The organism is Sphingomonas pokkalii, from assembly GCF_003096275.1.
In the GTDB taxonomy this organism is placed as follows: Bacteria; Pseudomonadota; Alphaproteobacteria; order Sphingomonadales; family Sphingomonadaceae; genus Sphingomonas; species Sphingomonas pokkalii.
This window is the reverse complement of the sequence record NZ_QENQ01000001.1, coordinates 949,119-963,606: the sequence shown is the minus strand read 5'-3', so window position 1 is coordinate 963,606 and position 14,488 is coordinate 949,119. Positions and strand designations below refer to the sequence as shown.

Annotated in this window: 14 protein-coding genes; 5 read left to right on the top strand and 9 right to left on the bottom strand. The window is 66.3% G+C overall.

The features are described 5' to 3' along the window. Positions 1 to 229: 229 nt before the first annotated feature. The 6 genes from pheT to rpmI form a co-directional block, all read right to left on the bottom strand. Positions 230 to 2,653 (bottom strand): phenylalanine--tRNA ligase subunit beta, encoded by a 2,424-nt coding sequence (gene pheT, locus DD559_RS04410; protein WP_116468116.1) that lies wholly within the window; start codon positions 2,651 to 2,653, stop codon positions 230 to 232. Beyond that, the gene (gene pheS / locus DD559_RS04405; RefSeq protein WP_240610117.1) at positions 2,650 to 3,735 is read right to left on the bottom strand and encodes a phenylalanine--tRNA ligase subunit alpha; all 1,086 of its coding nucleotides are present in this window, start codon (positions 3,733 to 3,735) and stop codon (positions 2,650 to 2,652) included. Before pheS ends, pheT begins: the two co-directional genes overlap by 4 nt. A 3-nt stretch (positions 3,736 to 3,738) precedes the next feature. Continuing rightward, a complete protein-coding gene (locus DD559_RS04400; RefSeq protein ID WP_116468115.1) occupies positions 3,739 to 4,086 on the bottom strand; it encodes a GIY-YIG nuclease family protein in 348 nt (115 codons plus the stop codon). A gap of 135 nt (positions 4,087 to 4,221) precedes the next feature. Next, positions 4,222 to 4,839, bottom strand: coding sequence for a LysE family translocator (locus tag DD559_RS04395; RefSeq protein WP_116468114.1), 618 nt, complete (start codon positions 4,837 to 4,839; stop codon positions 4,222 to 4,224). A 90-nt stretch (positions 4,840 to 4,929) separates the two neighbouring features. Continuing rightward, positions 4,930 to 5,295, bottom strand: a complete 366-nt coding sequence (gene rplT / locus DD559_RS04390; protein WP_116468113.1) for a 50S ribosomal protein L20 — start codon at positions 5,293 to 5,295, stop codon at positions 4,930 to 4,932. 14 nt (positions 5,296 to 5,309) lie between these two features. Beyond that, positions 5,310 to 5,513, bottom strand: coding sequence for a 50S ribosomal protein L35 (gene rpmI, locus DD559_RS04385; RefSeq protein WP_116468112.1), 204 nt, complete (start codon positions 5,511 to 5,513; stop codon positions 5,310 to 5,312). Positions 5,514 to 5,665: 152 nt separating this feature from the next. On the opposite strand from rpmI, the gene DD559_RS04380 reads away from it, so the two are divergent. Continuing rightward, positions 5,666 to 7,801: an AsmA family protein gene (locus DD559_RS04380; RefSeq protein ID WP_116468111.1), complete on the top strand. Its 2,136-nt coding sequence runs from the start codon at positions 5,666 to 5,668 to the stop codon at positions 7,799 to 7,801. 105 nt (positions 7,802 to 7,906) lie between these two features. Here the strand turns inward: DD559_RS04380 and hisN are convergent, their stop codons facing one another. Further along, positions 7,907 to 8,689 (bottom strand): histidinol-phosphatase, encoded by a 783-nt coding sequence (gene hisN / locus DD559_RS04375; protein ID WP_116468110.1) that lies wholly within the window; start codon positions 8,687 to 8,689, stop codon positions 7,907 to 7,909. 64 nt (positions 8,690 to 8,753) lie between these two features. Here hisN and DD559_RS04370 point away from each other — a divergent pair, with 64 nt between their 5' ends. The 4 genes from DD559_RS04370 to DD559_RS04355 all read left to right on the top strand — a co-directional run bounded on the left by DD559_RS04370 (position 8,754) and on the right by DD559_RS04355 (position 13,062). After that, the gene (locus tag DD559_RS04370) at positions 8,754 to 9,821 is read left to right on the top strand and encodes a phospholipase A (protein ID WP_116468109.1); all 1,068 of its coding nucleotides are present in this window, start codon (positions 8,754 to 8,756) and stop codon (positions 9,819 to 9,821) included. Between the two features lie 53 nt (positions 9,822 to 9,874). Continuing rightward, complete coding sequence (locus tag DD559_RS04365) at positions 9,875 to 10,408, top strand: peroxiredoxin (protein WP_116468108.1); 534 nt, start codon at positions 9,875 to 9,877, stop codon at positions 10,406 to 10,408. 251 nt (positions 10,409 to 10,659) lie between these two features. Next, complete coding sequence (locus DD559_RS04360) at positions 10,660 to 11,712, top strand: GGDEF domain-containing protein (RefSeq protein WP_116468107.1); 1,053 nt, start codon at positions 10,660 to 10,662, stop codon at positions 11,710 to 11,712. Positions 11,713 to 12,204: 492 nt separating this feature from the next. Further along, on the top strand, positions 12,205 to 13,062 hold the full coding sequence (locus tag DD559_RS04355) for an SDR family oxidoreductase (RefSeq protein ID WP_116468106.1): 858 nt from the start codon (positions 12,205 to 12,207) through the stop codon (positions 13,060 to 13,062). A 19-nt stretch (positions 13,063 to 13,081) separates the two neighbouring features. On the opposite strand, the gene DD559_RS04350 is transcribed toward DD559_RS04355, so the two are convergent. Both DD559_RS04350 and DD559_RS04345 read right to left on the bottom strand, forming a co-directional pair. Next, entirely contained in the window at positions 13,082 to 13,696 is a 615-nt protein-coding gene (locus DD559_RS04350) for a YbhB/YbcL family Raf kinase inhibitor-like protein (protein WP_116468105.1), read from the bottom strand. A 56-nt stretch (positions 13,697 to 13,752) separates the two neighbouring features. Continuing rightward, complete coding sequence (locus DD559_RS04345) at positions 13,753 to 14,424, bottom strand: glutathione S-transferase family protein (protein WP_116468104.1); 672 nt, start codon at positions 14,422 to 14,424, stop codon at positions 13,753 to 13,755. Positions 14,425 to 14,488 lie beyond the last annotated feature (64 nt).

Below are 14,488 nucleotides of genomic sequence, written 5' to 3'. Positions count from 1 at the left end.
AGAAAAGAATTGCGAGGGCCGACGCATCCCGGCCCCCGCACCTCCTGTCAGGCGATCACGGTGCGTGGTGCGCGGCGGGGGCGCAGCGCACCACCCGCCATGGCGGCGCCCGCGATCCTCATGCCCCATGCGCCCGGTTCCGGCCCCGCGAGTGGTAAAACGCGCCTTATCTTTGTCGAAGCGGGGTGGAGATATCACCGCTCCTGCCGCATCCTCCACCCCGTTCGGATCAGCCGCGCAACGCAGCGCCCAGCTTCGCCGCCGCCGCGACGATCTTGTCGGCCAGCGCCTTCAGATCCGCATCGGTGAAGCTCTTCTCGCCGGGCTGGAGCGTGACCTCCACGGCCAGGCTCTTCTGCCCTTCGGGCACGCCCTGGCCGGTGAAGACGTCGAACAGCCGCGCATCGACGATCGTCGCCTTGTCCGCGCCCTTCACGGTGCGGACAAGGTCGCCCGCCGCAAGCGCGGTCGGCACCAGGAAGGCGAAATCGCGCGTCACCGCCTGCAGCGCCGGGGGCGTGAAGGCCGGGCGGGTGAAGCCGTTCGCCTTCTTCGCCGGCAGCGCGTCGAGATGGATCTCCACCGCCGCAACCGCGCCATCGAGGTCGAACGCCTTGAGCACGCTCGGATGCACCATGCCGAAGCTGGCGAGGACGTTCTTCGGCCCCAGCCGCAGCGTCGCCGACTGGCCCGGATGATAGGCGGCACCCGCCTCGCCCATCACCTGCAGGTTGGCGACCGGCGCGCCGGCAGCCTCGAGCAGCGCCAGCGCCTCGGCCTTGGCGTCGAACGCGGTGAAGGGCTGGGCCTTGCCGCCCTGCCAGCCGCGCGCGGCTTTCGATCCCGCCAGCACTACGCCCAGCGTCAGCCGTTCCTTATCTGCCAGATAGCGGCGGCCGACCTCGAACAGGCGGACGCTGGTCGCGCCGCGCTTGAGGTTGCGCTCCGCCGCCGCCAGCAGGCCGGGTAGCAGCGAGGGGCGCATGACCTTCATGTCCTCGCTGATCGGGTTGGCAAGCGTCCAGGCACCGCCGCCGAAGACCTCGGCCTGCGCTTCGGGAAGGAAGCTCCAGGTGATCGCCTCGTTGAGCCCGCGCGCAGCCGCCGTGCGACGCATCCGGCGCTCGAGCTTCTGCTCGGGCGTGGCGGTGGGCGTCGCGACACCGGGGGTGCGCGGCAGCGGCGTCGAGGGGACGTTGTCGATGCCGGCGATGCGGATCACTTCCTCGACGATGTCGGCCGGGCCGTCGATGTCGCGGCGCCAGCTCGGCGCGGTGACGCGGAAGGCCTCGAAGCCGCCGCCGAGGTCGACCGGATCGCCATTGCCGTCGAGCGGCTGCACCGTGAAGCCGAGGCGTTCGAGGATTTCCACCTGCTGCGTCGCGGGCACGGCGAGGCCGCCCAACGTCTCGGCCAGTGCCGGATCATAGCCGACGACCGCGCCCACCTTGGGCGGCGTGCCGCTGCGGGTGACCTCGCTCGGGGTGCCGCCGCACAGCGCCAGCACCAGCCGGGTGGCGATCGCCAGCCCGTCCTCAAGGAATTCGGGATCGACGCCGCGCTCGAAGCGGGTGCGCGCATCGCTGGTCAGCAGCAGCTTCTGGCCGGTGCGGGCGATGTGCTCGGGATCGAAATAGGCGCATTCGATCAGCACGTCGGTCGTGTCATCCGAACAGCCCGAATGCTCGCCGCCCATGATGCCGCCAATGTCGTGCACCGCCGCATCGTCGGCGATCACGGTCATCGAGTCGGTGAGCGTGTAGCTCTTGCCGTTCAGCGCCAGCACGGTCTCGCCGTCCTTGGCCTTGCGCGCGACCAACCCGCCCGAGAGCTTCGCCATGTCGTAGACATGGAGCGGGCGGCCGAGCCCGAACATCACGAAGTTGGTGATGTCGACCAGCGCGGAAATCGGCTTCTGCCCCACCGCCTTGAGGCGCTGCTGTAGCCAGTCCGGCGACGGGCCGTTCTTCACGCCGCGCACGACCTGACCATAGAAGGCCGGACAGCCTGCCGCATCGTCGGTGCGTACGTCCGGCCCTGCGCCCTGCGGCACGATCGCCGGCAGGTCCGCCACCACCGCATCGAGCGGCTTGAGCGTGCCGAGCCCCGCTGCGGCGAGATCGCGGGCGATGCCGCGCACGCCCATGCAATCCTGGCGGTTCGGCGTGATCGACACGTCGATCACCGGATCGTCGAGGCCGGCATAGTCGGCAAAGGCCGTGCCCACCGGCGCATCGGCGGGCAGCTCGATGATGCCGTCATGGTCCTCGCCGAGCTCCAGCTCGCGGGTCGAGCACATCATCCCGTTCGATTCGACGCCGCGCACCGCCGCGACCTTCAGCGTCATGCCATTGGCCGGCACCACCGCGCCGGGCAGGCCGAGCACGCCGACCAGCCCCGCACGCGCATTCGGCGCGCCGCACACCACCTGCAGCGGGCCCTCGCCGAAATCGACGCTCAGCACCTGCAGCTTGTCGGCCTGCGGATGCCGCTCGGCGGTCAGCACGCGGGCGACGCGGAAGCCGGCCAATCGCTCGGCGGGGTTCTCGACGCCCTCGACTTCGAGGCCGACGCGGGTCAGCGCCTCGAGGACCTCGGTCAGCGAGGCCTCGGTCTCCAGATGCTCCTTGAGCCACGAAAGGGTGAACTTCATGCGCCGACTCCCCCGCTCAGCGTGGGCACGTCGAGGGCCGAGAAGCCGTAATGCTTGAGCCAGCGCAGATCGCCGTCGAAGAAGGGGCGCAAGTCGTCCATCCCATATTTGAGCATCGCCAGCCGGTCGACGCCGGTGCCGAAGGCGAAGCCCTGCCATTCGTCCGGATCGAGCCCGCAGGCCTCGATCACCCGCCGGTGCACCATGCCGCTGCCCAGCACTTCCATCCAGCCGCCGCCGGGCGCGTCGCCGCTGCCGCCGATCACCCGCTTGCCGTCCTTCCAGGTGAAGCCGACATCGACTTCGGCCGAAGGCTCGGTGAAGGGGAAATAGCTGGGGCGCAGGCGCAGCACGATGTCGTCGCGCTCGAAGAAGGCCTTGAGGAAGGTCTCCAGCGTCCACTTGAGGTGGCCGAGCGTGATGCCCTTGTCGATCACCAGGCCTTCGATCTGGTGGAACATCGGCGTGTGCGTCGCATCCGAATCCGACCGATAGACGCGGCCCGGCGCGATGATGCGGATCGGGGGCTTCTGGCTGGTCATCGTGCGGATCTGCACGGGGCTGGTGTGCGTGCGCAGCACCATCGGCCGCGCGTGTTCGCCGGCGATGTAGAAAGTGTCGTGCATCGCGCGCGCCGGATGCGTCTCCGGAATGTTGAGCGCGGTGAAATTGTGCCAGTCGTCCTCGACCTCGGGGCCGGTGGCGACGGCGAAGCCCAGATCGGCGAAGATCTCGGCCAGTTCGTCCATCACCTGGCTGACCGGATGGACCGAGCCGGGGGCAACGCGGTCGACCGGCAGCGTCATATCCACCGTCTCGCTGGCGAGGCGGGCATCGAGCGCCGCCTGTTCGAGGGCGGCCTTGGCGGTCGCAATGGCTTCGGTGACGGCCTCACGGCGCGCGTGAATCGCCGGGGCGACGGCCTGCCGCTCCTCCGGGCTCAGCTTGCCCAGCGTCTTCAGCTCGGCGGTGATGATGCCGGCCTTGCCGAGCAGTTCGACGCGAATGTCTTCCAGCGCGGCAAGCGTGTCGCACTGCCGGATACGGTCCAGGATCGCTTCTTGCGGGTCCAGCTCTGCCACAATCTACTCCGTCATCCCCGCGGAGGCGGGGATCCATTTGCCAGTCGGTTGCCGGGGCTCGAACCCTAGTCCGATCGCGAGGTCAACCCATTGCGGGTTGCTGCGTTCGATCAGGGCCAGCTTCCAGTCCCTATTCCACTTCTTGATCCGCTTTTCCCGAAGGATGGCGGCACTCATGTCTTCATGCGCTTCGAACCAGACGAGGCGGGCGATATCGTGCTCGGCGGTGAAGCTCTGGGTGACCTTCTCGCGATGCTGGTAGAGGCGGCCCAGCAGGTTCGACGTCACGCCGGTGTAGAGGGTCCCATGCCGTCGGCTGGCGAGGATGTACACGCACGGTTGCTTGTCCATTCCACCACCTCCCCTACACCGTCATCCCCGCGAAGGCGGGGATCCATTCGCCGTGCCGATTCAGCAGGAGCCGCGACCGATGAGTCAATGGATTCCCGCCTTCGCGGGAATGACGACTGGGGTGGGGTGGGTCCGCTACGCCCGGCTGCCGAGCAGCGCGGCACCGAACGCCATGAACACGCCGCCGGTCACCCGGTTGAACATCCGCTGGCGCGCCGCCGGTGCCAGCCAGGCCGCGAGCGAGCGGCCGCCCAGCGCATAGACCGAGAACCAGAAGGCCTCGATCACCGCGAAGGTGGCGATCAGGATCGCCAGCTGCGGCAGGAACGGGCGGCCTACGTCGAGAAACTGCGGGAACAGCGCCGCCGCGAAGACGATCAGCTTGGGGTTGGACAGCCCCGTGCCGAGCCCGGTCAGGTAGCGCGCCCGCACTGACTGGCGCACCGGCACCGGGGCATCGGCATGCGCTTCCGCCACCGGTGCACGCCAGGCCTTGATGCCCAGCCACAGCAGATAGGCGACGCCCGCATAGCGCAGCACGTCGTACAGCCCCGGCGACGCCTTGAGCAGCGCGCCCAGCCCCGCCGCCGAGGCAATGAGGCAGAACATATTCGCGCTCATCAGCCCCGCGGTGGTCGGCAGCACGCTGCGCGCGCCCTCGCGGATGCTCTGCACCATCACGTGGAGCATGTTCGGCCCCGGCGTCATCGACACGAAAAACACGGCGGTGACGTAGAGCCACCAGGTCTTCATCGCCACGGGATCGTCCCTCCCGGTTGGAATGAAAAAGGGCGCCGAAGCCGCAGCCTCGACGCCCCTTGTTCAGCTTGCGCGCAGGTCCGCTCAGGCGGCCTGGGGCAGTGCCGCCTTCGCCTGCGCGATGATGGCGGTAAACGCCTCACCCTCGTTCATGGCGATGTCGGCCAGGACCTTCCGGTCCAGTTCGATACCGGCCAGCTTGAGGCCGTGCATGAACTGCGAATAGGTCAGGCCTTCGGCGCGGACGCCGGCGTTGATGCGCTGGATCCACAGGGCGCGGAAGCTGCGCTTCTTTACCTTGCGGTCGCGATAGGCGTACTGGCCGGCCTTTTCGACGGCCTGGCGCGCGATGCGGATGGTGTTCTTGCGACGGCCATAATAGCCCTTCGCCTGATCCAAAATCCGCTTATGCTTCGCCTTGGTGGTCGTACCACGCTTCACTCGTGCCATTTGTCAGGCCCTCCTTACTTCAGACCGTAGGGCGCCCAGGCCTTGACGTGATCCACGTCGGCCTTGGCGAGCACGGAGGTGCCGCGGTTCTGGCGGATATACTTGGCGTTATGCGAAATCAGGCGGTGGCGCTTGCCGGCCACGCCATGCTTCACCTTGCCGGTGGCGGTGAACTTGAAGCGCTTCTTCACACCGCTCTTGGTCTTGAGCTTGGGCATTTTCGTCTCCTTCTGGTTCGACGATTGCAGACAGCCGCGGCAGCCCTATTAGCCGGACGGTCCCTCGATCGCGGAAAGGCGGCCCCTTAAACGAAGCCTGGCGGATATGCAACCATCCGGGAACCGCAGCGGCAGAAGGGATTTGGAGCCCCATGGCCGATCCGGACGCACCGCTGCTCGTCGCCGATCCGGCGCCTCCCCCGCGCCGGCCGCTTCGGGCCATGGGCACGCCGCTTGCCGCGACCATCGCGCTGTTCACCAGCCTGATCGGGCTGGTGGTGCTCGCCTGGGCAGTGCTGCTCGTCACCAAGGGCCGCTTCCTCAAGAGCACGTTCGAATCGATCGCGAGCGGCAGCACGCACCGCAAGGTGCAGGTGGCCGGCGATTTTCAGCTCTATTTCGCGCCGTTCAACCTGAAATTCGTGGCCGAGGGTCTGCGCGTCGAAAACCCGGACTGGGCCGGCACCAGCCCCTTCTTCACGGCGAAACGGATCGACGCCCGAATCGCCACCTTCTCGCTGCTGGCGCGCCAAAAGCGCTTCCAGTGGCTCGGCCTCACCGACGGCCGGATCGACCTGCAATGGGATCGCGACGGCAAGCAGAACACGTGGACCTTCGGCAGCGGCGGCGGCCAGCCGCTCACGATGCCGCGGATCCAACGCGCGCGCATCACCGGCACGCAGATCCGCTACCTCGATCCGCGCCACCTTCTGGATGCCGCGATTCGCGTCGACACGGTGGCGGCCGAAGACAATCGATTCGCCGATGCGATCCGATTCGACGGCAACGGCACCGCGCGCGGTGCCCGGTTCACGCTGGCGGGCGCGCTGCTGTCGTCCAACAAGACGCTGGCGGGCGGCGAGAACCGGTTGCGCCTCCATGCCGAGGGCGTGCGCAGCCGGGTCGACATCGCCGGCACGCTGCCGGGCGCCACAGTGCTCGAGGGCGCGAAGCTGCATATGGACCTGCGCGGCCGGAATCTGGCGGACATGTTCATGGTTGCCGGCATCGCCGTGCCGGATACGCGCAGCTATCGCCTGACCTCGGTCGTCACCAAGGCAAGGGACGAGTGGCGCTTTACCGGCATGAAGGGGCGCTTCGGCGATAGCGACCTTGCCGGCAAGTTCACCGTCAAGCTCTCGCAGCCGCGCATGTTGGTGGCCGCCGACCTGTTCACGCAGGTGCTCGACATCGTCGATGCCGGGCCGTTCATCGGCTACAATCCCGATGCGCTGGCGGCCCAGGGCGCGCAGGCGGCGGTGACGCAGGTCTCCGGCACGCCGCGCCTGCTGCCGGACGCGCCGTTGCGCGTGGACGCGCTCAAGAATTTCGACGCCAGGCTGCAATGGCAAATACGCAGCGTGCGCGCACCGAACTTGCCAGTTTCCAACATTGAACTGGGCCTGGATCTCAACGATCGGCTGCTGACGCTGAGCCCGCTCAATTTCAGCCTGGCACGCGGGACCGTGACGTCCGATATCCGGATCGACGCCCGCCGAACGCCGGTCTTCACCACCTATGACATTCGCCTGTCGCCCACGCCGATGGGCGTGCTCCTGGCCGGCTTCGGCGCCGACCAGGCCGGCACGACAGGGGTACTCAAGGCCCGCATTCAGATGGAGGGCACCGGCAACAGCGTGCGCGAGTCGCTCGCCAGCGCCAATGGCCGCATCGCCGTGATCCTGCCCAAGGGCGCCTTCTGGACGCGCAATACCGAACTCGCCGAATTCGATATCGGCACCTTCGTCCAGAAGATGTTCGAGCGGAAGCTGAAGGAACCGGTGCAGATCAATTGCGGATTGATCGGCTTCACCGTGCGGGATGGCGTTGCGGCGGCCGACCCGATCCTGATCGACACACAGAAGAACGTGATGCTGGGTCGCGGCGGGTTCAGCTTCCGCAACGAAACAATCGATCTTGCCTTCCGCGCCGATTCGAAGCGGTTCAGCCTGTTCTCCGGCCAGTCCCCGGTCGGCATCGGAGGTACCTTCGCCACCCCATCGATCACCATTCTCAGCCCCGAACTGCTGGCGCGGGCCGGTGGGGGGCTGGGCCTGGGACTGGTCGCCTCGCCCATTGCCGGCGTGCTCACTTTTGTCGATTTCGGCGATGCGAAGGCCGCCGATTGCGGCCCCGTTCTGGCCGGCGCCAATGCCGCCAGCCAATATGATCGCAAGGGCCGCCCCCGCGACGATGTCGGCCGCGGCACCACCGCCAAATCGGAAAGCGGGAAAAGCAGCACCGGCGAGGCGAAGCGCCAGCGCAAGAAGTTCCTCGGGATCTTCTAGAACGCCCCCTCGCCTCTCCGCAGGGCAGCCGGCAGCAAGGCGCCGGGTTGAAGATTCAGCCCGCCGCCGCGAATCCGGCGGCGCGGGTCCGCGAGGACCAGCCCGTCAATGTCCCTCGCAGGCCATGGCTTCCAGGATATCGTCGATTCGCGCCGGATCGCCCGCCGCGATCACCTCGCCCTTGCTACCGGCATGGAGCGGATCGCCCTGCCAGTCGCACATCCGGCCGCCGGCACCTTCGATCACCGGGACCAGCGCGGCGAAATCGTGCAGCTTCAGCCCGGCTTCGACGACGATATCGAGCCAGCCGCTGGCAACGCAGCCATAATTATAGCAATCGCCACCCAGCACGGTGCTCATCACCTTTGCGTCCAGATGCTCGAAGGCGTGAAGCTGGTTGTCGTCGAACAAGGCCGGGGACGTCGTTCCCAGGATCGCATCCTTCAGCTCGCGACAGATGCGGGTGCTGGCGGGCTTGCCATTGAACAGCGTCTTGCGCCCGGTAACGCCCAGCCAGCGCTCGCCGATGATCGGCTGATCGATGATGCCCAGCACGGGCCAGCCATCTTCCAGCAGCGCGATCAGCGTGCCGAATACCGGGCGGCCGGCGATGAAGGCGCGGGTGCCGTCGATCGGGTCCAGCACCCATTGCCGGTTGCTGGTGCCTTCCCGAACACCGAATTCCTCGCCGATAATCCCGTCCATCGGTCGTTCGGCGATCAGCAGCTTGCGGATCGCCTCCTCTCCGGCGCGATCGGCCAGGGTGACGGGGGACTGATCGTCCTTCGCCTCCACGCCATGTTCGGCGCGGAAATAGGGTCGGATGGCGGCCCCGGCGGCGGCGGCGAGGCGCTCCGCGAGCGCGATATCGGTCTGGGAAACGGGCATTGCACTGCCCTACCCGGCCGGATTTGACTCGCCAAGGTCACAAACGCCTGTCACTTCCCCAACCATGCGTCTGCTTGCCGCCCTTCTCCTGGTCCTTTCCCCCTTTGCCGCGCCTGCCGCCCATGCCCAGATACGCGCGGTGCCGGCCCAGCCCGCTTCCGAGCAGGCGGCGTTGCGCGGGGTGGAGGTGTTCCTCGTCAACGAAGGCGAAGCGCCGCTGGCCGAGGAAGGCCCGCGCCAGATCGAAGTAACCGCGGCCGACGGCACCCGGCTGGTGCTGGAACGGACGCCGGGCCCGGTGCCGACGATTCCGGCGCATGGCTTCGCCAAGGCACGCTACGTGCCGGTGGGCATCGCGGGCCTCGCGCTGCCGCCGGCCGCGCAGCATAAGCCGGCGGAAATCCCGCAGCAGGAAACGGTGGTGCAAAGCGCCACCGGCAGCTCCTCCGCTTTCCTCGATCGGTTCGAACCCCACGAGCCCGTCTATGGCGCGTTCGGACTGAAGGACGCCGGCGGCAAGCTGCAGGTCAGTTTCGCCGTTCGGCCATTTGCGGAAGAGGCACCATTGCAGCTGGGCCATCTCCGCTTCGCCTATACCCAGACGATGTTCTGGGCGCTCAACACGCCTTCCGGCCCGTTCCGATCGACCAACTACAGCCCGGAACTATATGCCGACATACCCTATGATGAGACGACGCGGGTCGCGCTGGGCTGGCGGCACGATTCGAACGGGCGCGGCGTAACCGATTCGGTGGACCTCAACCGCATCTTCGTACGCGGCGAGAAGCGGTTCGATCTCGGCAAGAACTGGCGGATCGACCTGGCACCGCAGGCATGGGTCTATGTCGGCAGCAGCGGCACCTTCCACGACATGAAGGACTATTTCGGCTACACCGCGCTCACCGCCGCCCTCCAGCACAAGGACGGGATCAAGATCGCGATCACCGGGCGCGGCAATTTCCGCACGGGGCGCGGCGCTGGCGAGCTGTTCATTTCCTATCCGCTCACCCGCATCGGCGGCGGCCTTGGCATCTACCTCTTCGGACAGGCGTTCAGCGGCTATGGCGAAGCGCTAGATCGATACAATGCCGAGGATACGCACGCACGGCTCGGCATCGCCTTCACCCGCTAGCCCTCCGCCTTGGGCCAGCGTACAGAACAAGCATATCGATCCGGGAGAATGCCATGCGCCTGAAACTTGCCCTTGCCGCCCTCGTCCTGCCCTTTGCCCTGCCCGCCCAGGCGGAGCTGGCACCCAACGCCAAAGCGCCGATGTTCATCGCCCGGGGTGCCGTCGCCGGCAAGCCGACCACCGTGGACCTGAAGGCCGCGCTCAAGAAGGGGCCGGTGGTGCTTTATTTCTTCCCGGCCGCCTTCACCTCGGGCTGCAATGCCGAGGCGCACGCATTTGCCGAGGCGCTGGACGATTTCACCAAGGCCGGCGCCACCGTGATCGGAATGACCGCGGGTAATGTCGACCAGCTCGAAAAATTCTCGAGCCAATATTGCGCCGGCAAGTTCGCCGTCGCCGCTGCCACGCCCACGGTCGCCAAGGGCTATGACGTGATGATGCAGAACGCCAAGTACACCAAACGCACCAGCTATGTGATCGCGCCGAACGGCAAGGTGCTGTTCGTCCATTCGGATGCGAATCCGGCCGATCACATCCGCCAGACGCTCGCCGCCGTACAGAAATATCGCGAGTCGCACCGCCATTGATCGCTCCGCGGCGCGGCCGACGATCATATCCACTCCGACAAGAATTAATTATTCAATGCGGAGGAGTATTATCCAAGGCCGCGCAGCCTGTTGAGAAAGAACGGCTTTCCCTCGACCATAAGGTTACGGCACCGCAACAAGGCCCCGGTAGACCGAGGTTTAACAACCAGATTTTAGCACTCTTCGCCTACCCACTGGCGGCCATATAGCGGCCATGTATGCCGTGATTTCGCACGGGGGATTTGGAGCGTATGCGCATCGCGCGTGCCGTTCATGGAGAAGCAACGCAGGAAGACGGCCGAAGGCTGTTCGAACGCATCGGCGAGTTCCTGACGGATCAGCGGCTGCCGCCCAGCCCCACCCACTATGCGTTCGCCTATCGTCTGTTCACCGATCCCGACGGGCAGCTTGCCCGCGCGGTGGAAATGATAACCGAACGCGGCGTGCGGTTGACGCCGCGGGATATCCTGACGCTCAATGCCGATCATGATACAGCCGATACGCCCGTCGACGTGAAGGAACGGGCAGAAGGTCTCGTCGCACGCACCCAGATGCAGGTCGAAGGCTTTGCCGACATGGTGACGGCGATGCGCGCCGAGACCGCCGATTTCGGCCGGGATCTCGCGGCCAGCGCGGAAGCGATGTCCGCCGTCGGCCAGCCGACCCGGCAATCCGACGATGCCGTCCGCATTACCGCGGCGATGCTGGAACGCATCCGCATCGCGGAGGAAAAGCTGGAAACCACGACGCGCGAAGCGAAGGATCTCCGCGAAAAGCTCGAGGAAGCGCGCGACAATGCCCGGCGCGATCCGCTGACCCAATTGCCCAATCGCCGGGCGTTCGAGGAAGCCTTCGCCGCGCAGGAGGGAGCCGGCGGACGGATGTGCCTGGCGGTTTGCGATATCGATCACTTCAAGTCGGTGAACGACCGCTTCGGCCATGCGGTCGGCGATCGGGTATTGAAGGCGATCGCCGACGCGCTCAGCCATAGCTGCCGGGGCCACCTGGTCACCCGGTACGGCGGCGAGGAGTTCGCAGTGCTCTTTACCAATATTTCCCTCGAAAAGGCACAGCAGACGCTCGATCAAGCCCGCGGCAAGGTCCAGGCCAAACGCTACAAGTTGCGCGACACCGATGCCCCCCTCGGCGAAATCACCTTTTCGGCGGGTCTGACGCCGGTTTTGCCCGGCGAGATGCACCAGACGGCCTTCCACCGTGCGGACCGCCTGCTCTACGCCGCCAAGAGCGCCGGCAGGAACATGGTCCAGGTCGGCACCACCACGCCTGGCGAGAAATATCGATAATTGGCGAATTTCGCCAATTTGGTGCGCGAAATACACCAATATCAGGCGAGCCAGCCGACAGTAAGTACAGTTTATCAACATCTTATGTGAATTGGCACGCTCCCTGCTCTTGATGTGGCATCGGCGCCGGATGGTCCGGACGCCGCATCAGGGAGTAGCCATCATGACCCTTCGCATCGACACCCTCCACCGCACCCTGGCCACCGGCGCCGCGTTGCTCTTCACCGCCGTTCTGCTGGCGATGTCCACCCCGATCGTTCCGATCGCGTGATGTCCCGCACTTCGCAGGAGAAGATTTCCATGGCACGCAGCGTCATGATCGGGATGGCATCGTTCGCGATCACCACCGTTTTGATCCTCGGCAGTGGCTTCCAGGGTAGCAGCCTGATCGGTTGACCCGGGAAGCCGCTCCGGCGGCCCCGTTTTTCAGGAACTTACATCCTGTCGCACCGGTTCGTTCGGCACCCTCCCCCGTTTGCAGGAGCCGTGCCGATGCCCGAAGATCACACCATCGAGAGAATCCAGGAAGATGCGCTGCCCGGTGAGGAGCGCACGCTGGAGCCCAGCCCCGAATGGCAGCCACGCTATCGCGGATCGGAGCGGCTGAAAGACAAGGTGGCCATCGTCACCGGCGCCGACAGCGGGATCGGCCGCGCAGTCGCCGCGCTCTATGCCCGCGAAGGCGCAGACGTCGCCATCGTCTATCTGAACGAGCATCGCGATGCCGAGGAGACCGCCGAATCGGTCCGTGCCGAAGGGCGCCGCGCAATCACCATTGCCGGCGATGTCGGCGACAAGGCGTTCTGCGAAGACGCCGTTGCCAAGGTAATTGCCGAGTTCGGCCGACTAGACATCCTCGTCAACAATGCCGGGGAGCAGCATCCCGACAAGGACATCACCGACATCACCGAGCAGCAGCTCCGCCGGACCTTCCAGACCAACATCTTCGGGATGTTCTTCATGGTGCAGGCCGCGTCGCCGCACCTCAAGCAAGGCGCCGCGATCGTGAACTGCACCTCGGTGACCATGTACCAAGGCGAGCCCGAGCTATTGGATTACAGCTCGACCAAGGGCGCGATCACCGCATTTACCCGCAGCCTATCGACGAACCTGATCGAGAAAGGCATCCGGGTGAACGCCGTCGCGCCGGGACCGATCTGGACGCCGCTCAACCCCAGCGGCGGTGCTTCTCCGGAGAAGCTCGCGCATTTCGGCGAAAGCGTGCCGATGGGCCGCCCCGGCCAGCCAAACGAAGTGGCCCCCGCGTTTCTGTTCCTCGCCTGCGAGGATTCGAGCTATATGTCCGGCCAGGTGCTGCACCCCAACGGCGGCACCGTGGTGAACGGCTGAGCCCAGCCGCGCCGGCCGATCAGACCGGCGCGGTTTCGCCGACCAACCCGGCCGGCGCCTCTTCCCCGCGCGAATAGACGCCGGTGAGCAGCCCGGCTGCGAGCACATGCCCCGCCATCGCCTTCACCAGCGCGCTTCGCCCCGGATTGCGGCCGATCTCGCAACCGCGGCTCAGCGCGAACAGCTGGAAGGCATAATGGTGCGGACCATGGCCGGTCGGCGGATCGGGCGGCAGCCAGCCCTCACCGAAAAAGCTGTTGCGGCCGACATCCCTTCCAGCGGCGTCGCCGACGCCGTCCGCGCAAATCGCGCCTTCCTTGAGATCGCCATCGACCGGCAACCCCCATATCACAGCGTGGACCAATGGCTGCGGCGCCGGGGCATCGGAATCCTCGACGATCAGCGCCAGGCATTCGGTGCCCTCGGGCACGTCCGTCCAGAACAGCGGCGGCGATACGCCCTCACCATCCGCCGTGAAGCGCTCCGGCAGACGCCCGCCATTGGCGAAGGCCGGGCTGGCGAGGTGCAGCACCGCGAAGCTGCCCAGTTCGGGCTGGACGATCGCCAGCTTCCCGGCGCCTGCGCGCAGGCCTTTCAGGGCGCTTCCCAGCCAGTGGGGTACATGTTCGAGCATCGCGGACTCTCCCGTTTGGCAGCCCAACGCGTCTCCGCCTGCGATTATCCCCGCATCTAAAGGTCGAGCTTCTCGTAATCGGCGGGCGGCGTGATTCCCTCCATCCGCTCGGCGAGCAGCTGGCGGAAGCTCGGGCGGCTCTTCATCCCGATATACCAGCGCTTGGCGAGTTCGTGGCTCTTCCAGTCGATCCCGCCCAGATAATCGGCGACCGAGATCTGCGCCGCTGCGGTGATATCGGCCAGACTCATCGTCGCGCCCGCCAGCCAGGTGCGGTGATCGAGCAGGTAATCGATATAGTCGAGATGGCCGACCGCCGCCTTCATCGCATCGCGCAGCGCCTTGGCGTCGGGCGGCTGACGATAGACGATGCGCTTGATCATCCGCTCGTGGAGCAGCGGCGCGGTGATGTCGCTGTAGAAATTGTTGTCGAACCACACCACCAGCCGGCGGATCTCGGCGCGGTCCACCGCCGATCCGTTGAGCAGCGCGTTCTTGTTCACCGTCTCCTCGAAAAACTCGCAGATCACGGTGGAATCGATCAGCGTCACATGGCGCTCGGCGTCGATCATCACCGGGGTCTGGCCGGTGGGATTGAGGTCGAGGAATTCGTCGCGCCGCTGCCAGGGCGATTCGCGCACCGGCTCATAGGCGATGCCCTTCTCGCCCAGCAGGAGCCGGACCTTGCGCGAGAAGGGACAGAGCGGGAATTGAAGGAGCTGCCACATGAGACAAGCCATAAGCAGCGGAAATGAGGCGGGGAAGACTCGTTGTAGCGCGCGCCGCATTTCT